The sequence below is a fragment of the Streptomyces sp. UG1 genome, from assembly GCF_049974585.1.
GTDB lineage: Bacteria > Actinomycetota > Actinomycetes > Streptomycetales > Streptomycetaceae > Streptomyces.
In genome coordinates this window covers 1-18,235 of record NZ_JBNGGG010000016.1, presented here as the reverse complement: position 1 = coordinate 18,235, position 18,235 = coordinate 1, and the positions used below count along the sequence as shown (strand labels likewise).

Below are 18,235 nucleotides of genomic sequence, written 5' to 3'. Positions count from 1 at the left end.
GGCGGTCCGACGGCAACCTGTTCGCCATGACCGCTCGCTACTGCTCCCTCGCGCAGCAGTCGGCGCCCGCCTTCGCACCGGGGCTGGCCGCCGAGCGGCTGGGCGCGCTCATCAGCGGGCGCCGGATGTGGGTCAACGGCACGGTGCTGCACTACTACTTCTTCGACCGCGACTCCGACGCGTCCTCGATCCCGGACCCGGAGACCGGCGAGACCCGGCGCGTCGCGTGGGCCGGCGGCAAGGAGCAGCAGGACGTCGTGCGCGAGTGCTTCCAGGAGTGGCAGGACCTCGGCATCGGGCTGTCGTTCCTTGAGGTGCGCGACCGGTCGGAGGCCGAGCTGCGGATCGGGTTCCAGCTCGGCGACGGGTCCTGGTCGACGGTGGGCAAGGACTCGCTGCGGGTCGGCCTGAACGAGCGCACCATGAACTTCGGCTGGGATCTGACGGTGCCCGGCGAGCGCGGGACGGCGCTGCACGAGATCGGGCACGCGCTCGGCATGCTGCACGAGCACCAGAGCCCGTTCGCCGGCATCCACTGGGACGACGAGGCCGTGTACGCCGATCTGGCGGGACCGCCGAACTTCTGGAGCCGGGACAAGACGTTCTTCAACATCCTGCGCAAGCTCGATCCGAACGAGGTCAACGGTTCGGTCTGGGACCCGCACTCGATCATGGAGTATCCGTTCTCGGACGGGCTGATCCTGGAGCCGGAGCAGTTCCGCGCGGGTCTGAACCCGCCCGGTGTGCTGTCCAGGGCCGACAAGGAGTTCGTGCGCCGCTGGTACCCGCCGGCCGAGGCTACGGGCCCGCGCGAGCTGGTGCCCTTCCGCTCGGTGCCGTTGCGGCTCGGTCCCGCCGAGCAGGCCGACTTCGTCGTCGAGCCGCCGGAGACCCGCGAGTACACGCTGGGCACCTTCGGCGACGCCGACGCGGTCGTGGTGATCTTCGAGGAGCGGGACGGCGAGCCCCGCTACCTCGGCGCCCAGGACGACGGGGGCACGCCGCACAACGCCACGCTCAAGGCCCGTCTGGTCAAGGGCCGCCGCTACTTCGTCCGGGTGCGCCTGTACGCCGCCTGGGGTTCGGGGGAGACAGCGGTCATGTGCTGGTGACGGCACGGGTCCGCTGCCGCGTACGGGCGTGATGGTCCACAGTCCGGCGCCGGGGGAAGGGGAAAGGGCCGGGTGTACGCCGCCTTCGGGGGAGGGCGACGTGCACCCGGCCGATCCATGTCCCGCCGGACGGGCGGTTCCGCTTCCTTCGTACAATTTGGTCCCGAACGACATCGCGTTCCGACGCGCCCGCGGCGAAGGAGTGTGCCATGCCCGGCCAACGATCGATCACCGCTGCCGAGAAGCTGGCCGAGGCCAAGCTCGGCGGTATCCCGCTGCACCGGGAGCAGATGGCGGTCGTCGCCAACATCTACCGCGCGGCCTCGACGGTCCGCCAGCACCTGGAGAACTCCGTGCTGCGCGGGGCCGACCTGACCTGGACGGCGTTCGTGGTGCTGTGGGTGGTCTGGGTGTGGGGCGAGTCGGAGACCCGGCATGTCGCTCAGGAGGCCGGGATCTCCAAGGGGACGCTCACCGGCGTGTCGCGGACGCTGGAGGGGCGGGGCCTGCTGAAGCGGGCCGGGCACCCCGACGACGGCCGGCTGGTGCTGCTCAGCCTCACCGAGGAAGGCGAGGCGCTGATGCGGCGGCTGTTCCCGGCGTTCAACGAGGAGGAGGCGTTCGTCGCGGGGCGGCTGAGCGAGGCGGAGTGCCGCAGCATCGCGGACGGACTGCGCCAGGTGGTGCTCCAGGTCGAGGAGCAGGGCGAGGAGCGGCGGCTCGCCCTGCTCGACGGCGCCGAGCCGGCGCCTCGGCGCAGCGGACGCCGGCCGAAGGCCTGAGCCTCAGCGGCCCTCGGCGGCGGCGCGCACCAGCGCGTCGAACAGGCACTGCTGCGCGGGATCCCGGTCAGCGGTGTCCTCGGGGTGCCACTGCACGGCCGTGAACCACCCTGGTGCGCCCGGGAGTTCGAGCCCTTCCACCGTCCCGTCGGCGGCGCGTGCGGTGACCGAGAGACCGGCGCCGATGCGGTCGACCCGCTGGTGGTGATAGCAGGACGCCTCCGTCTTCTCCACGCCCGTGGCCCGCTCCAGCAGCGTGCCACGCTGGATCTCCACCGGGTGCACGAGGTGGCGGTGCTCGCGCTCGGGGCCGCCCATGTCCTGCTCCAGGGTGCCGTCGAGCGCGACGTTCACGACCTGCATGCCGCGGCAGATCGCCAGCAGGGGCAGGCCGAGGTCCAGCGCCCGGCGGGCGACCGCGAGGTCGAAGGCGTCCTGGAGGTCGTCGACGTCGTAGACGGCGGCGTGGGTCTCGGTGGCGCCGTAGCGGTGGGGCGCGAGATCGCCGCCGCCGGGAAGCAGGACGCCGTCGAAGCGGGCGAGGCGGGCGGCGACGTCTCCGGCGGCGGGGTGGATGCTCGCCGGTTCCCCGCCCGCTCGCCACACCGCCTCGATCAGGGCGCGGGCATTGACCTCGGCGGCGTACCGGAGTGCCGAGGTGGTGGCGGAGAAGCGGGCCGGAACGGCTATCAAGGGGCGGGTCACAGCTGGATCCAGGTGGTCTTGAGCTCGGTGTACTTCTCCAGGGCGTGTACGGACTTGTCGCGGCCGTTGCCCGACTGCTTCATGCCGCCGAACGGGACAGTCAGGTCGCCCTCCTCGTAGCAGTTGACCCAGACCGTGCCGGCCCTCAGGGCGCGGGAGACGCGGTGGGCGGTGGAGAGGTCGGAGGTCCACAGGCCGGCGGCGAGGCCGTACTCGGTGGCGTTGGCGAGCCGTACCGCCTCGTCGAGATCGTCGAAGGCGAGGACGGACAGGACGGGGCCGAAGATCTCCTCGCGGGCCAGCCGCATCCCGGGCTCGACCCGGTCGAAGACGGTCGGCTCCAGATAGCTGCCGCCGGACTCGGCGTGGGCGCGCTCACCGCCGGTGCGCAGTCGTGCCCCTTCGTCCCGGCCGGTGCCGATGTGGCCGAGGACGCGTCCGAGGTGGGCCTCGCCGACCAGCGCGCCCATCTCGGTGGCCGGGTCGAGGGGGTCGCCGACCCGCAGCTCGCGCGCCCGGCGTACGACGGCCTCGGTGACGCGCTCGGCGACGGAGGAGTGCACCAGGAGCCGGGAGGGCGCCGTGCACATCTCGCCCTGGTTGAAGAAGATGCCCCAGGCCGCGGTGGCGGCGGCCCGCTCCAGGTCGGGGGCGTCGGGCAGCACGATGTTGGGCGACTTGCCGCCCAGTTCCAGCCAGACCCGCTTGAGGTTGGAGTCGGCCGCGTAGTGCAGGAAGTGGCGGCCGACGGCGGTGGAGCCGGTGAAGGCAAGGACGTCGACGTCGGGGTGGACTCCGAGGGCGCGTCCGGCGACGGGGCCGTCGCCGTTGACGACGTTGAGAGCGCCCGGCGGCAGCCCGGCCTCGGTGGCCAGCCGGCCGAGCAGGAGGGCGGACAGCGGGGAGTTCTCGGACGGCTTCAGTACGACCGTGCAGCCGGCCGCGAGCGCCGGGGCGACCTTCCAGCTCGCCAGCGTCAGGGGGAAGTTCCAGGGCACGACGGCGCCGACGACACCAGTCGGCTCGCGGGTGACCAGGGCGAGCGCGTCGGGGGCGGTGTGCGGGGACTCGTCGGTGAGCTTGTCCGCGAGCTGGCCGTACCAGCGGAACGTGTTGATCGCGGCGCGCAGTTCGATGTCGTACGCGTCCGTGATCGGTTTGCCCATCTCCAGGCTGACCGTCAGCGCCAGTTCCGCGCGCCGTTCCTCCAGCAGGTCGGCGAGGCGCAGCAGCACCCGGCCGCGCTCGACGGGCGCGAGGCGTGGCCATGGCCCGGCGTCGAAGGCCCGCCGGGCGGCCGCGACGGCGGCGTCCACCTCGGCGGCCCCCGCGTCGGCGACCTGCGCCAGCACCTGCCCGTCCCGGGGCGAGACGACCGCGAAGGCCCCTCCCCCGCCAGGCTCGTCGGCGCCGTCGATGTGATGGGCGCCGGACGGCTCCAGGGACTTGGCTCGGCGCAGCCACTCCTCATGCGTGACGGCGGGCATGCGAGACCTCCAGATCGAACTCTTTGACATCGCTTTTTGACATCGCCGACATCGACGACATCGACGAAATGACCGCACCTGTACGGCCGCCGCCCGCCACCCCAGCCGAGGATTCCGCGGCCGGATGGCGGGCAAGCCCTACGGACGTGCCGAGCGCGTCAGCCGGCCCGCGACGACGCCCAGCACCAGCACGGCCGGGACGGTCAGCTGGAGCCATACGGCGGTGGTGCGGTCGCCGCCGATGAGGGTGGTGAAGTTCTCGACGATCAGCCAGAGGGCACCGGCGATTCCTATCGCCCCCAGCGTCGGGGCGATCAGCGTGTTCCACGGCCGGGTGTCGAGGCGCTCGCGCCGGAAGAAGGCGACGACCGAGACCGAGGTCAGGAAGTACAGGAGCATGATCGACAGTACGGCGACGCCGCTCCCCCACGAGAACAGGGTGAGCACCGGGTCCTTGCCGGCCAGTGCGAACGGGATCACCAGCAGGACGGCGATCGAAGTCTGCACGAAGCCCGCGATGCCCGGGGAGTGCCGGCGGTTGACCACCGACAGCGCGCGCGGCAGGAGGCCCTCGCGGCTGAGCGAGAACAGATAGCGGTTGGCCGAGTTGTGGAAGGCGAGGATGCCGGCGAAGAGCGAGGTGGCCAGGAGGATGGGCAGCACGTCGTTGACCCAGGTGCCGAACTCGGCGGCGATCGGCGCGAAGACGAACGCCGTGGAGTCTCCGCCCTCCAGCGCCTGTCCGGCGGCCCCGGCCGCCTTCGAGGCGCCGTAGGAGGAGATCAGCATCCAGGAGGCGAAGGCGAAGAAGCCGGTGACGAGGGCGACGGCCAGATAGGTGGCCCGGGGCACCGTCTTGCGGGGCCGGCGCGCCTCCTCGCCGTAGATCGCGGTGGCCTCGAAGCCGATCATCGACGCCACGGCGAACATCAGGGCCACGCCCGGCGCCCCGTCCAGAGCCGCGCTCGGCGAGAACGTGTCCGCGAAGCCGAGCCCCTCGGGCCCGCCGCCCTTGGCGAAGGTGACGAACGCGAAGACGCTCAGGATGCTGAACTCGGCCAGCACGAACACGGCCAGCACCTTGGCGCCCATCTCGATGCCCAGGGCGCCGAGCACCTGCACGATCGCCATGGTGACCAGGGCGCACACCCACCAGGGGACGTCCGCGCCGGTGTGGTGCGCAAGGAGGCCGCTGACCGTGGCGCCGTACAGGCCGTACATGGCGGCCTGGATCGCGCAGTACGCGAAGAGGGCGATGCCGGCGCTGCCGTTGCCGATGTTCCGGCCGAGCCCCTTGCCGATGTACCGGTAGAAGGCCCCGGCGTCCACCACATGCCGGCCCATGGCGACGAAGCCGACGGAGAACAGCAGGATGATCACGCCCGCGGCGAGATACGCGGCCGGGGCGCCGGCCCCGTTCCCGATGGCCACGGCGATGGGGACGGCGCCCGCGACGCCGGTCAGCGGCGCCTGGGCGGAGAGGACGAAGAAGAGGATACCCAGCACGCCGAGGGAGTTGGGCTTGAGCTTGCCTGCGGTGGAGGCATCGGGCGCGGCCTGTCTGTTCGGGACCGCTGTCTGACTGTCCACTCGGATCACCTGCCAGAGGAAAGGGGACTTCGTTTCAGGCCAAACGAGTTGCCCCATGGTGGGCTGGAACTATCCGTTTGGCAAGGGGGGTGCCGAGAATTGATACGGCACCGCGTCAGGACCCCGGGCCGCAGGCGCCCGGGGTCATGAAAACCACAGGTCAGCCGTCGTTCTCGGGTGTCTCGTCACCGTCGGCCGCCAGCAGCCGCAGCAGGCCCCGCAGCTCCTCGATCGCGGCGTCGGTGGTCTCGGGCTCGCCGAAGACGAGCTGGTGCAGCACCAGCCCGTCCAGGGCGGCGAACACCAGCCGGGTCAGCGGGCGGCCGGCGGCGTCGGGCAGCATGCGGGACAGCTCGCGCTCGGTGGCGTCGAAGTAGTCGTCGTACAGGGCACGGATCTGCGGGAGCAGCTCGGGGCGGCGCCGGGCCTCGAGAAGCAGCTCGTACTGGAAGGCCTGGATGTCCGGGTCGGCCATGACCATGTCGGAGACGCCGACCGAGAAGTCGGCGACCTTGCCGGTGCCCGGTTCGAGCGCGCTGGTGCTGAGCGAGGTGCGGATGGCGTGGGCGAGGGCCTCCTCGATCAGCGCGTCCCGCGATCCGAAGTGGTGCACGACCAGGCCGTGCGTGGTGCCCGCCTCCTGTGCGACCGCCCGGTAGGTGAGCTTGCGCAGCCCGCCCCGCGCCACGACCCGCACCGCGGCGTTGAGCAGCGCCTCGCGGCCCTCGCCGTAGTTCATGCGCCGGCGCGGCTTGCGGCCCTCGGAGCCCTGGGGTCCCCCGGCTCCCTCGTCGGATGCGGTCATGTGCGCGACCTTACCCGCAGCCTCGGACACCGCTGTGCGCTCGGCCCCGGCCCCGCGCATGGTCAGCGCCTGGGCGGGCGGATGCCGCGGAACTCCCAGTCGCCGCCGAGCGCGGTGGACAGCACCTCCTCGGACTCGGTGGGCTGGGCTCCGACGTCGGTGCGGATCGGGGTGGGTCCGGTGACGATGTGGTTGGTGAGCCGGCCCAGGCCCTCGACCTCGACCTCGACGATGTCGCCGGGCCGGACCGGCCGGGAGTTGGCGGGGGTGCCGGACAGCAGGACGTCGCCGGGGTGGAGGGTGATGGTGCGGGCGATGTCGGCGACGAGGTAGTGCATGTCCCACGTCATCTCGTCGGTGGAGCCGTCCTGGACGACCTCGCCGTTGACGTAGGTACGCAGCCGCTTGCCGTGGAAGTCCCAGTCGGTGACCAGTCCCGGGCCGAGCGGGCACAGGGTGTCGGAGCCCTTGACGCGGAGCATGGAGCCGGCGTCGGTGTCGCGGAAGTCGTGCAGCCCGTAGTCGTTGGCGATGGTGTACCCGGCGATGTACTCGCCCGCCTCAGCCGGGGAGATGTTGCGCGCGGTCTTCCCGATGACGATGGCGACCTCGCCCTCGTAGTTGAGCCACTTGCAGCCCTCGGGGCGGACGACGGCGCCCTTGTGGGAGTTGAGGGCCGAGGTCGGCTTGTGGAAGTAGGTGGGGGTGTCGGGCAGGCCGATCCGGAACTCGTCGACGCGGCTGCGGTGGTTGAGGTGGACGGCGATGACCTTGGTGGGGACGACCGGGGGCAGGTGCTGGGCATCGTCGGTCTTGACGCGGCGGCCGTCCCCGGCGACGAGTTCGTCGCCGTCGGCGGTGACCTGGACGGCGGCGCCGTCGAGGAGGATGCGGCGGTACTCAGGCATGGGAGGTCTCCGGGGTCGTGGTGGTGGGGCTGCCGGTCCAGCCGCCTTCGGGGCGGTCGAACCAGAGGTGGACCTGGCCGGTGCCGACGGAGTTCTCGTACTCGCCGTACTGGCGGGCCTTGGCCGCACAGGCCTGCTCGCCGAGGGCGCCGGCCATCATCAGGTAGTGGAAGAACCTGGCCTCGGGCTTGTACTTCCAGAACTCGTCCATGGTGTCGAGGACCTTGTCGTGGCGGCCCTCCTTGAACCAGGCGATGCGCTCGTAGTCGGCCTCGCGGGCCTCGGGGGTGAAGATGTGCACCGGGTCGCTGGCCTCGTGGTCACGCAGCTCGCGCAGTGGCCAGAAGGTGTGCGAGAGGGCACCGGAGGCAATCAGCAGGACGCGCCGCCCCGGGGTGGCGGCGATGCCGTCGGCGAGCGCCCGCCCGAGCCGCAGGTGATCCTCCATGTCGCCGGTCTGGCAGACGCCGATGGTGATCCACCGCTTGTCGGGCAGTCCCTCGCCGAGGAACTTCCACAGGTTGATGGTGGCGTAGTAGATCGGCAGGTACGCGTCGTCGATCGCGGTGATCCAGGTGCCGTGCTTGTCGGCGAACTTCTCGATGTTGAGGGCGAGTTCGGGGTCGCCGGGGAAGTCGTACGGCATCCGGCACATCCCGCGCGGCAGTTCCTCGGAGGTGAACAGCCCCGCCCGGCGCGCTTGCGCGGTGACGACGAACTCCACGGTGGTGGCCCAGTGCGAGTCCAGGACGACGACGGTGTCGTAGTCGTCGCGTTCGAAGACGTCCCTGCGGAGCTGGTGCAGGCCGGTGACGAGGGTGATCTCCTTGCCCTCGTTCAGCTCCAGCCGCTCGGCCTCGGGCAGCACGATGGTGGGGACATGGGCGAGCAGCCCGGCCCCGACGATCTCACCCATGGTCCTTCCACCCCTTCGGTGCGGTCACGGTGTTCTTCACGTCGCAGTAGAAGTCGAAGCTCCAGGTGCCGCCCTCACGCCCGACGCCGGACTGGCGCGATCCGCCGAAGGGCGCCTGAAGGTCGCGGACGAAGAAGCAGTTGACCCAGACGGTGCCGGCCACCAGCCGCGCGGTGACGCGCTCGGCGCGCTCCGGGTCGCCGGTGGCGAGGGTGGCGGCGAGCCCGAACCGGGTGTCGTTGGCGAGCCGTACGGCCTCGTCCTCGTCGGCGAAGGTCTGCAGGGTGAGGACCGGCCCGAAGACCTCCTCCTGGACGATCTCCGAGTCCTGGGCGACGTCGGTGAGGAGGGTCGGCGCGTAGTACTGCCCGTCCCCGCGGTGTCCGCCGATGACGGCACGCGCCCCGGCCTCGACCGCCCGCCGTACGAAGCCGTCGATCTTCTCCACCTGCCGCGGATGGATGTTCGGCCCGATGTCGGTGGCCTCCTCACGTGGATCGCCCTGCCGCAGCGCGCTCGCCTTCTCGACGAACCGCCGCGTGAACTCTCCGGCGACCGACTCCTCGACCAGGATGCGGGTGGCCGCGAGGCAGACCTGCCCGGCGTTGTCGTACTGCTCCACGGCGAGATCGACGGCGAGATCGAGATCGGCGTCGGCGAACACCAACAGCGGTGACTTGCCGCCGAGTTCGAGACTCAAGGGCGTGAGGTTCGCGGCGGCCGACGCGGCGATCCGCCGGGCGGTCGGCACCGAGCCGGTGAAGCTGATCCGGCGCACGTCGTGGTGCGAGGTGAGCGCGTCGCCGATCTCCGAGCCGTAGCCCTGGACGACGTTGAGGACACCTGCCGGCAGCCCGGCCTCGGCGGCGATGTCGGCCAGCAGGGAAGCGGTCAGCGGCGACCACTCCGCGGGCTTGAGGACGACCGTGTTGCCGGCGGCGAGAGCCGGCGCGACCTTCCAGGTGGCCAGCATGAGCGGGGCGTTCCACGGAGTGATCAGCACGCAGGGGCCGGCCGGGTCCCAGCTGACGTGGTTGGTGTGCCCACGGGTGTCGAAGTCCGCGTGCTCCAGCGTCAGCAGCCAGTCCGCGAAGAACCGGAAGTTGTGCGCGACACGCGGCATCACGCCGCGGCGGTGGGAGCGCAGCAGGGCTCCGTTGTCGGTGGTCTCGACGATCGCGAGTTCTTCCAGGCGCTTTTCAACGCCGTCGGCGATGGCGTGCAGGATGCCGGCACGCTCGGTACGGGAGGTGGCGGCCCAGGCGGGGAACGCCTCCCGCGCGGCGGCCACGGCGGCTTCGGCTTCGGCGGGTCCGCCACGGGCGATCTCAGCGAGGGCGCTGCCGTCAATGGGAGAGGTGTCGGTGAAGGTGTCGCCGGAGGCGACACGCCTGCCGCCGATCCAGTGCCGGGTGTCGACGGCAACACCGGCGACGACAATCTTGTCAACCATGAGAAGGTCTCCATTCAAACGAAGGGTGATCTGCCTTACCTGGGGGCGCGGGGCTGTATCGATATGCGGCTCCGCCGCGTGGGCGCGACCAGCCACGACGAACCCGCACCCCGCCACCGGCCTCACCCGCCACCCGCTCCCGACGTACCAACCTCCAGCAGCCGCCCCCCATCCCAAACCACTCCCACCTGCCGGTAATACGCGGCGATCGGCTCCCGCACCTCCAGCCGGGCCAGCTCCTCCGTAGGCGCCTCGAACAGCTCCAACTCGGCGTCCCCGACCCACGGTTGACCGCCCTCGAAGGAATCCGCCCCGGACTCGATCAGCTCATCGAGCGCGAGCCCCTTCCCCTTCTCGATCGAGGGAAGCCACCGGTGATGGGCCATCGGATGCCCGTTCACGAACCCGTTCGTCTCGGACGGTTCCCGGAGCGTCACCACGGCCTGCGCCAACCGCCGATCAGCGGCGGCCAGCGTCGCCCCGAACCGCGCCCCCGCCTCGATCCGAGGAGCGGGCCCGTACGGGTGCGGCCGAGTCTGGTGGATGGACCCGAGCTTCTTCGGATACCCCTGGTGCAGCCCGCGCGCGACGGCGAAGTCCTTGTCGACCCAGATGTAGACGCACCGCGAATAGGTCCGCCCCCGGTACTTGCACCGGACGACCGCGAAGGCCTCCTTGTACTGGGACAGCACGGGATCGAGCAGCTCGGCCCCCGACTCCGCGCACGACTGCCAGTCGGCCCAGATCAGGGCCACCGCGCCGGGATCCTCGTCGGCGGGCTCCAGCGGCTCGGGCAGCAGTTCCCGCACCCGCGCCGGATCCGTCCGGTACTCGACGGTCAGCAGGTCGCCCGAGTAGCGCCAGGGCGGTGACGGAACCAGCGACGAGGCGCCGCTCGCGGTCTTGGGATGGAAGTAACCACGGACTGAGGACATGACGGGATTCCTTATGTTCCTTGTGCGGTGAGAGCGGGCTGCTTCAGCAACTGGGCGCGATAGCGGGCGACCCCCATGGCGGCGCCGTGCCCACCGAGCGCCACGACGCCGACCAGCCGACCGTCTGCGTGGTAGCCCACCAGGACGTCACCGCCGGGGTCGCCGTCCAGGACACGTACGTCGTCGAGGCCGAGCGCGGGCGCGCCGAACGACTGCAGCCGGAAGTCGTGCTGGTCGCTCCAGAAGGTGGGCAGGGGCGCGAAGGGAGCCGGGTCGGCGTGGCCGCCGGCCAGATGCGCGGCCAGTGTGCGCGCCGCGTGCTTGGCGGTGTCGGTCGGGATGGACCAGTGTTCGACGCGGCGGGACACACCGTCGTAGCGGGCGTTGGGAAAGCGGGCCACGTCACCGACCGCCACGACCTCGGGGCGGCCGCCGACCCGCAACTGCTCGTCGGTCAGCACGCCGTCGGTGAGGTCGAGCCCGTTGCCGTCCAGCCACTCGGTGTTGGCGACCGAGCCGACACACTCCACGACCACGTCGGCCGGGAGCACGGTGCCGTCGCTCAGCACGACGCCGGTGACCCGTTCCTCCCCCTCGAACCCGGCGACCCCGGTGCCGAGCGCGAAGCGCACCCCGCGCTGCTCGTGCCGCTGCCGCAGGGCCCGCCCGAGCAGGTCCCCGAGCGGCCCGACCATGGGCAGGGGCAGCGGGTCGACGACGGTCACCTCGCGCACGCCCAGTCCTACGGCGGTGGCGGCGACCTCGCAGCCGATGAACCCGGCGCCGACCACGACCACGCGGGCTCCCGGGCGGGTCAGTTCGTCGCGCAGACCCTGTGCGTCGGCGATCGTGCGCACGGTGTGGCGTCCCGCGAGCGGGCCGGGGCAGCGCAGTCGCCGGGGCCGCATGCCGGTGGCGACGACCAGTCCGTCGTACGGCAGCTCAGAACCGTCGTCGAGGACGACGGTCCGCTCGGCCAGCCGGGCGGCGACGACTGTCGTGCCCAGCTTCCACTCGACGTCGGCGGCGGCCGCCTTCGGGGTGAAGGCCAGTGACTCGAAGGGCGCCTTGCCGGCCAGGACGTCCTTGGACAGCGGGGGCCGGTTGTAGGGCATGTGGGGCTCGTCGCCCACGACGGTGATCGCGCCGGTCCAGCCGGCCGCGCGGAGCTGTTCCGCCGCGCGCAGGCCGCCCATCGAGGCGCCGGCGACGACTACGCGTCCGGTCATGTTGGCTCAGCCCTCGATCCGGATGGCCTGGAGCGGGCAGACGTCGGCGGCTTCCTCGACCTCGTCGCGCAGCGCGTCGTCGGGGTCGGAGACGTGGACCAGGTGTCCGTCGTCGTCCATGGAGAAGACGTCGGGGGCCGCGAAGACGCACTGGCCGTGGTCCTGGCACTTGTTCATGTCGACTACGACCTTCATGGCCGGTCCTCCTGGAAGTGAGGGCGTCGGAGCGGTGACGAAGGGGGTGAAGGGCCCGGCCGGCCTGCGACCGGGCCCGTTGCCAAAGGGGTGCGAGAGCCGCGCCCCTGACTCGTTTGGCTTCAAACAACATAGGAAGCGGCGCGACCCTGGTCAATACCTGTCCAGGTGGATAAATTTTTGGGGCAGCCCTCTTGCGGGACGACGAATCCTGTCCATACCGTTCGGATTCAAACGACGACCCCGGGTCTCTCCCGCCTCGCACCTCTCCGCACAGGTCGTCCGCCCACCCCCTTCCCCATCCGCCCCGAGGAGACATCGGTGAGCGATCACGACATCCCAGACATCCGCCGGCACATGGAGCGGCTCGCCGCCGAGGATGTGGACGTGGTCCGGGTGGTCTATCCCGACCTCATCGGCACCGACCGCGCCCGCGACGTGCTGCTGGACCATCTGCCGTCGGCCCGCGAGCACGGGCTGGCCTTCTGCAAGGCCGTCTACCACACCAGCCCGCAGGGCGACGTGGTCCCGGTCGCGGGCGGTCTGGACGCCGGTCTGCCCGACGTGACCGTGCGCCCCGACCTGTCGACCCTGGCCGTGCTGCCCTGGGAGCCCGGCGTCGCCACCTGTCTCGGCGAGGTCATCGACCCGGCGACCGGCGCCCCCGCCCCGGAGTCTCCGCGCGACCTGCTGCGCACGGTGCTCGCGCACTGCGCGGAGCAGGGCCTGCGTCCGATCGTCGGCCCGGAGCTGGAGTACTTCCTGCTGGAGCCCGCCCCGGACACCCCCACCGGCTGGCGCCGCTCACCCGAGACGACCGGCGCCGTCTACACGGCCGGGCTGCGCGCCGACCCCGACAACCACCTGCTGCGCACCCTGCGCCACCTGCGCGACCTGGGCCTGGGCGTCGTCACCGGAAACCACGAGTTCGACGGCGGCCAGTACGAGATCAACCTCATCCACTCCGAGGCCCTGGACGCGGCCGACCGCGCCTTCCGCTTCAAGGCCGCGGTCAAGGAGCTGGCCCGCAAGGAGGGCCGGCTCGCCACCTTCATGGCCAAGCCGTTCGGGGACGCGGGCGGATCCGGCTTCCATCTGCACCTGTCGTGCGACGACACCGACAACCGCAACGCCTTCGACGACCCCACGGGCGCCTACGGCCTCTCGGCCACCGCCCGGCACGCGATCGCCGGGATCGTCGCCCACGCTCCCGCCCTCGCCGCGCTGCTCAACCCGACCGTGAACTCGTACAAACGCTTCGGCCCGGACACCCTCGCGCCCTGGCTGATCGACTGGGGCCTGGACAACCGCAGCGCCATGGTCCGCATCCCGCCCGAGCGCGGCGCGAGCGCACGCCTGGAGCTGCGCCTCGGCGACGCGAGCGCCAATCCGTATCTGGCCGTCGCCGCCACGCTCGCCGCCGCCCTCCTCGGCATCCGGGCCGGCGAGGAGCCCCCGCCCCCGCTGGAGGGCTACGGCTACGACACCGCCCGATCGGCGGTGCTGCCCACCGACCTGTCCGCCGCGCTGGACGCGCTCGAAGCGGACACCGACCTGGCCGACCTGCTCGGCAAGGACTTCACCTCCTCCTACCTCTCCTACAAGCGCAACGAGGTCGAACGCTTCCAACGGCATGTCACCGACTGGGAGTTCACCGAGTACGCCTACCACCTGTGACCCCTTGGAGCCATCGATGACCTCCGCCACCGAGCCGATGCCGCTCGCCGACGTGAACCTCGCCGACCTCGACAACTTCACGGACGGTGTGACGCCCTGGCGCATGTTCCACACCCTGCGCCACGAGGACCCCGTGCACTGGCAGCCCGAGGAGGCCCCCAACTCCGGTTTCTGGGCGGTGACCCGGCACGCCGACATCGCCACCGTCGACCGCGACCCGGAGACCTTCACCTCGACGAAGTTCGTCAACCTCGAAGAGGTCGACGACGACCAGATCAAGAAGCGGGCCTCGATCCTGGAGATGGACGGCGTCCGCCACCGCGCTCTACGCAGCGTGATCCAGCGCCAGTTCGGCGCGAGCGTCATCAACAGCTACAGCGACTTCCTGCGCGGCCTGACCGCGAAGACCCTGGACGCGGCCCTGGCCAAGGGCACCTTCGACTTCGTCGCCGATGTCTCCGCGGACTTCCCCATCAACGTCCTCGCACGGCTGCTCGACGTGCCGCCGGAGGACAACCAGCAGCTCATCGACTGGGGCAACCGCATCATCGGCAACACCGACCCCGACTACGCGGATGTGCTCCTGCACAGCGAGGAGAGCGAGAAGTACCGCGATCTGCCGTTCCGCTCCCCCGCCTCCGTCGAGGTCTTCGAGTACGGCCGGGAGCTGGCCCGGCAGCGGCGCGGCGGCGACGGAACGGACCTGATCTCCCGGCTGGTCAACACGACGCCGCGCGACGGAGTCCCGCTGTCGGCACAGGACTTCGACAACTACTTCCTGCTCCTGGTGGTGGCCGGCAACGAGACCACCCGGCACACCATCTCCCACTCCATGCTGGCCCTCCTCCAGCACCCCGAGCAGCTCGCCCGCCTGAAGGACGACCCCTCCCTGATCCCCACGGCGGTCGAGGAGTTCCTGCGCTGGGCCTCCCCCGTCTACCACTTCCGCCGCACGGCCACCCGGGACGTCGAACTCGGCGGCAAGCAGGTCAAGGAAGGCGACAAGGTCGTCATGTGGTTCGCCTCCGGCAACCGCGACGAGAAGGTATTCGGCAACCCCTACGACTTCGACGTCACCCGGCAGAACAACGACCACGTCACCTTCGGCAAGGGCAGCCCCCACCTCTGCCTGGGCAACCTGCTCGCCCGGACCGAGATCCGCATCATGTTCGAGGAGCTGATCCCGCGCATCGCCGACATCAGGCCGGCCGGCGACGTGCCGCGCGTGCGCTCGAACTTCGTCAACGGCATCAAGAAGCTGCCGGTGGAGGTCACGCTCGCCTGATCGACAGGGCGTGGCGGAAGACGTCACGGGGGTCCCACTTCGCCTTGACGCGCTGGAGGCGGCGGTGGTTGTCGCCGAAGTACAGGGTCTGCCAGGGGGCGCCGGTGTTCCGGGCCGGGTCGGCGAGGTCCGTGTCCGGGTAGTTGATGAACGCGCCGTCGGCCGCCGCGGGGGCGCCGCCGGTGTCGGCGTACAGGTCCTCGTAGAGCTCGCGCAGCCAGCCGATGTGCCGGGCGTCGTCCGTGGGGTCCTCCCAGCCGTTGACGTAGAACATCTTGATGCTCGCCTCGCGGTGGGGTGTCGCGGTCGCGTCCGAGGCCACGGTGTTGACCTTGCCGCCGTGGGTGTAGAGGCTCACGCCGCCGCCCGGGTGGTCGTAGTCGGTGCGGGTCAGGTGGTGGTGCAGCACGTCGATCTGCCGGCCGGTGAAACGCCGGCGCAGATAGCCCGACTTGACCTTCAGCCGGTGGACGGGGCCGGGGTCGCCGGGCGAGCCGGCCAGGGCGGCGGCGAGCCACGCCTGGTTCCTCGTCGTGCGGACCGGCTGGACGGGCACGCCCCGGTTGATCGCCGCGAGGTGCTCGTCGAGCATCCGCTCGGCGCCGGAGTCGGCGGCCACCTGGCCGATCATCAAGAGGGCCCCTGACGGGCGGCGGGTCAGGGAGAGTTCGCTGTACAGAGCGAGATACGGCGAGTCGGGGGCACTGTGCCGCTCGGCCCACTCGCCGTGGTTGCGGACCAGCCGGGCGAACGACGTCCTGTCCAGCTTCTGCCAGTCCCAGGACACCGAGAAGCTCAGCACGCCCGACGGCGGCGCGGGCAGCAGGCCGGACGGGTCGTCGCCGTCGGCGCCGGGTGTGCGGAACCAGTAGCGGGTGACGATGCCGAAGCTGCCGCCACCGCCACCGGTGTGCGCCCACCACAAGTCCCGGTGCGGATCGGAGGGTTCACGTGTGGCGACCACACTGCGCGCCCTGCCGGTCCGGTCCACGACCACCACCTCGACCGCGTACAGATGGTCGACGGACAGGCCCATCAGCCGCGACAGCGGACCGTAGCCACCGCCCAGGACATGCCCGCCGACACCGACGTCGGCACACCACCCGGCCGGGACGGTCACGCCCCAGCCCAGATACAGCCGTCGGTACACCTCGCCCAGCAGCGCACCGGCCTCGACGGCGAAGGCGCGCCGTCCGGAGTCGTACGACACACCCGTCATCGCCGACATGTCGACGACGACCTCCACGGCCGGGTCGGCGACGAACTCCTCGAAGCCGTGGCCGCCGCTGCGGACGGTGATCCGCCGGCCGCTGTCGACCGCCTGCTGCACGGCCCGTACGACATGCGCGGTCGTGCCGACGACCCAGACATGCTCCGGGCTGCCCACGAACCGGCGGTTGTAGCCCCGGGACGCCAGGGACCGGTACCGCGGTTCGCCGCGTGCGACCATGGCCGGTCCGGGTGGGGGCGGACAGGACATCCCGTCCCCGGCCGCGGCGACGCCTGTGCCGAGCCCGGGCGCCACGACCCCCGCCGTCGTGGCGACCAGGCCGCCGCGCACCGCGTTCCTTCGACTTAATGCGCTCATCACGTCTCCTCGCCTCGTTTGCGTCAGTCACGAAGCTAGGCCGCGAAGCCGCCGAGGACAGTCGTCCCAGCCCCCCGGTCACGGTGGTGCCGGCACCCCGATGCGAACCGCCCGCGGAAATCCGGATGCCACGGCAGGGCGTCCCGCAGTACGGTCCCGGCGTGAGCGATGACGACGGGTACTTCGGAGAGAACGTCGCGGCCGGCTACGACGACGAGGAGTCGGACATGTTCCGCCCCGACGTGGTGGGCCGGACGGTCGACCTGCTGGCCGAACTCGCCGGCGACGGCGCGGCGCTCGAACTCGGCATCGGCACCGGCCGCATCGCGCTGCCGCTGGCCGGCCGGGGCGTGCCCGTGCACGGCATCGACATGTCCCGGGCGATGGTGGACCGGCTGCGCGCCAAGCCCGGCGGCGACGCCATCGGGGTGGCGATCGGGGACTTCGCGACGACCCGGGTGGCGGGCGAGTTCACGCTCGCCTACCTGGTCTTCAACACGATCAACAATCTGACGACCCAGGACGCCCAGGTCGACTGCTTCCGCAACGCCGCCGCCCATCTGCGGCCCGGCGGCTGCTTCGTGGTCGAGGTCGGCGTACCCGATCTGCGGCGGCTGCCTCCCGGGCAGAGCGCCGTACCGTTCCACATCGGCGACACGCACTGGGCGTTCGACACCTACGACCCCGCCACCCAGGCGATGAGCTCGAACTACGTCACCATCGTCGACGGCCGTGCCGAGCACTCGTCCATCCCCTTCCGGTACGTGTGGCCGGCCGAGCTGGACCTGATGGCCCGGCTCGCCGGCCTCCGGCTGCGCGACCGCTGGGAGGACTGGACGCGCGAGCCGTTCACCGGCAAGAGCCGCAAGCACGTGTCGGTGTGGGAGAAGCCTGCCGACTGAGCGTCAGGGGTTCGTCCAGGCCTCGGGGTCGTTCGCGAGGTTGATCACGTCGTCGGGGAGCTTGGCCGCGGCCACATGCGCCAAAGTGACCTCGCCGAGGATCTTGCGGACGTTGGCGCGGACGGCGATCCACAGCGGCAGCAGCGATTCCGCGGGGCCGACGTAGGAGAGGTCGGGCGGGCGTACGCCGCGCACCGAGACCAAAGGGCCGTCCGCCACGCGGATCACGTCGGCGACGGCGATCGAGTCGGCGGGCCGGGCGAGCCGGTAACCGCCCTTGCCGCCGCGCCGGCTGACCACGAGACCGCCCCGGCGCAGATCACCCAGGATGCCCTCCAGGAACTTGTGCGGGATGCCCTGCGCTTCGGCGATGGCCTCGGCCTTCAGCGAGGTGTCCTCCCCCGCCGCGGCCAGCTCCAAGGTCGCCCGCACCGCATAGTCCGCTCTGGCCGAGATCCGCATGCCGAGATTATCCCTCACGGCTGCGCCGGTCCTGGCGCAGCGGCGTCCAGGATGCGAACGGCCCCTTGGTGTGAATGAGCCCTTCTGCCATGATCCCTATTAATCAGGTGGGAAATCTAGGAAACAGCAGGAGGTGACGACCATGGCAACCGCCCTCGCCAAGGCCGCCGACACGGACGTGTCCGCCCGGCACGCCGCCCGCAT

17 protein-coding genes are annotated in these 18,235 nt (G+C 71.2%); 5 read left to right on the top strand and 12 right to left on the bottom strand.

The window, feature by feature from the left end:
• Positions 1 to 26: 26 nt before the first annotated feature.
• Both ACP4J3_RS19165 and ACP4J3_RS19160 read left to right on the top strand, forming a co-directional pair.
• On the top strand, positions 27 to 1,112 hold the full coding sequence (locus ACP4J3_RS19165; RefSeq protein WP_426535913.1) for a M12 family metallopeptidase: 1,086 nt from the start codon (positions 27 to 29) through the stop codon (positions 1,110 to 1,112).
• Between the two features lie 209 nt (positions 1,113 to 1,321).
• Positions 1,322 to 1,894: a MarR family winged helix-turn-helix transcriptional regulator gene (locus ACP4J3_RS19160; protein WP_426535911.1), complete on the top strand. Its 573-nt coding sequence runs from the start codon at positions 1,322 to 1,324 to the stop codon at positions 1,892 to 1,894.
• Between the two features lie 3 nt (positions 1,895 to 1,897).
• Here ACP4J3_RS19160 and ACP4J3_RS19155 read toward each other — a convergent pair whose 3' ends face one another.
• The 10 genes from ACP4J3_RS19155 to ACP4J3_RS19110 form a co-directional block, all read right to left on the bottom strand.
• Positions 1,898 to 2,599: a gamma-glutamyl-gamma-aminobutyrate hydrolase family protein gene (locus tag ACP4J3_RS19155; RefSeq protein WP_426535909.1), complete on the bottom strand. Its 702-nt coding sequence runs from the start codon at positions 2,597 to 2,599 to the stop codon at positions 1,898 to 1,900.
• Positions 2,596 to 4,086: an aldehyde dehydrogenase gene (locus ACP4J3_RS19150; RefSeq protein ID WP_426535907.1), complete on the bottom strand. Its 1,491-nt coding sequence runs from the start codon at positions 4,084 to 4,086 to the stop codon at positions 2,596 to 2,598. The genes ACP4J3_RS19155 and ACP4J3_RS19150 overlap by 4 nt, the downstream gene beginning before the upstream one ends.
• 138 nt (positions 4,087 to 4,224) lie before the next feature.
• Positions 4,225 to 5,676: an APC family permease gene (locus ACP4J3_RS19145; protein WP_426535905.1), complete on the bottom strand. Its 1,452-nt coding sequence runs from the start codon at positions 5,674 to 5,676 to the stop codon at positions 4,225 to 4,227.
• A gap of 160 nt (positions 5,677 to 5,836) precedes the next feature.
• Entirely contained in the window at positions 5,837 to 6,481 is a 645-nt protein-coding gene (locus tag ACP4J3_RS19140) for a TetR/AcrR family transcriptional regulator (RefSeq protein WP_426535903.1), read from the bottom strand.
• 62 nt (positions 6,482 to 6,543) lie between these two features.
• Positions 6,544 to 7,389, bottom strand: coding sequence for a fumarylacetoacetate hydrolase family protein (locus tag ACP4J3_RS19135; protein WP_426535901.1), 846 nt, complete (start codon positions 7,387 to 7,389; stop codon positions 6,544 to 6,546).
• Positions 7,382 to 8,305, bottom strand: a complete 924-nt coding sequence (locus ACP4J3_RS19130; protein WP_426535899.1) for a 3,4-dihydroxyphenylacetate 2,3-dioxygenase — start codon at positions 8,303 to 8,305, stop codon at positions 7,382 to 7,384. The genes ACP4J3_RS19135 and ACP4J3_RS19130 overlap by 8 nt, the downstream gene beginning before the upstream one ends.
• Positions 8,298 to 9,758: an aldehyde dehydrogenase gene (locus tag ACP4J3_RS19125; RefSeq protein ID WP_426535897.1), complete on the bottom strand. Its 1,461-nt coding sequence runs from the start codon at positions 9,756 to 9,758 to the stop codon at positions 8,298 to 8,300. The genes ACP4J3_RS19130 and ACP4J3_RS19125 overlap by 8 nt, the downstream gene beginning before the upstream one ends.
• 122 nt (positions 9,759 to 9,880) lie before the next feature.
• Positions 9,881 to 10,693 carry an acetoacetate decarboxylase family protein gene (locus ACP4J3_RS19120; protein ID WP_426535895.1) on the bottom strand — a complete coding sequence of 271 codons (813 nt, stop codon included), beginning with the start codon at positions 10,691 to 10,693 and terminating at the stop codon, positions 9,881 to 9,883.
• 11 nt (positions 10,694 to 10,704) lie between these two features.
• Positions 10,705 to 11,922, bottom strand: coding sequence for an NAD(P)/FAD-dependent oxidoreductase (locus ACP4J3_RS19115; protein ID WP_426535893.1), 1,218 nt, complete (start codon positions 11,920 to 11,922; stop codon positions 10,705 to 10,707).
• Positions 11,923 to 11,928: 6 nt separating this feature from the next.
• Positions 11,929 to 12,117, bottom strand: coding sequence for a ferredoxin (locus ACP4J3_RS19110; RefSeq protein ID WP_126898499.1), 189 nt, complete (start codon positions 12,115 to 12,117; stop codon positions 11,929 to 11,931).
• Positions 12,118 to 12,474: 357 nt separating this feature from the next.
• On the opposite strand from ACP4J3_RS19110, the gene ACP4J3_RS19105 reads away from it, so the two are divergent.
• Positions 12,475 to 13,794: a glutamine synthetase family protein gene (locus tag ACP4J3_RS19105; RefSeq protein WP_426536209.1), complete on the top strand. Its 1,320-nt coding sequence runs from the start codon at positions 12,475 to 12,477 to the stop codon at positions 13,792 to 13,794.
• Positions 13,795 to 13,810: 16 nt separating this feature from the next.
• A complete protein-coding gene (locus tag ACP4J3_RS19100; protein ID WP_426535890.1) occupies positions 13,811 to 15,079 on the top strand; it encodes a cytochrome P450 in 1,269 nt (422 codons plus the stop codon).
• On the opposite strand, the gene ACP4J3_RS19095 is transcribed toward ACP4J3_RS19100, so the two are convergent.
• Positions 15,066 to 16,667 carry an FAD-binding oxidoreductase gene (locus ACP4J3_RS19095; RefSeq protein WP_426535888.1) on the bottom strand — a complete coding sequence of 534 codons (1,602 nt, stop codon included), beginning with the start codon at positions 16,665 to 16,667 and terminating at the stop codon, positions 15,066 to 15,068. The two genes, ACP4J3_RS19100 and ACP4J3_RS19095, sit on opposite strands and share 14 nt — an antisense overlap.
• 161 nt (positions 16,668 to 16,828) lie before the next feature.
• Here ACP4J3_RS19095 and ACP4J3_RS19090 point away from each other — a divergent pair, with 161 nt between their 5' ends.
• The gene (locus ACP4J3_RS19090; RefSeq protein ID WP_426535886.1) at positions 16,829 to 17,569 is read left to right on the top strand and encodes a class I SAM-dependent DNA methyltransferase; all 741 of its coding nucleotides are present in this window, start codon (positions 16,829 to 16,831) and stop codon (positions 17,567 to 17,569) included.
• Positions 17,570 to 17,572: 3 nt separating this feature from the next.
• Here ACP4J3_RS19090 and ACP4J3_RS19085 read toward each other — a convergent pair whose 3' ends face one another.
• Positions 17,573 to 18,031, bottom strand: a complete 459-nt coding sequence (locus ACP4J3_RS19085) for an RrF2 family transcriptional regulator (RefSeq protein ID WP_426535884.1) — start codon at positions 18,029 to 18,031, stop codon at positions 17,573 to 17,575.
• Positions 18,032 to 18,235 lie beyond the last annotated feature (204 nt).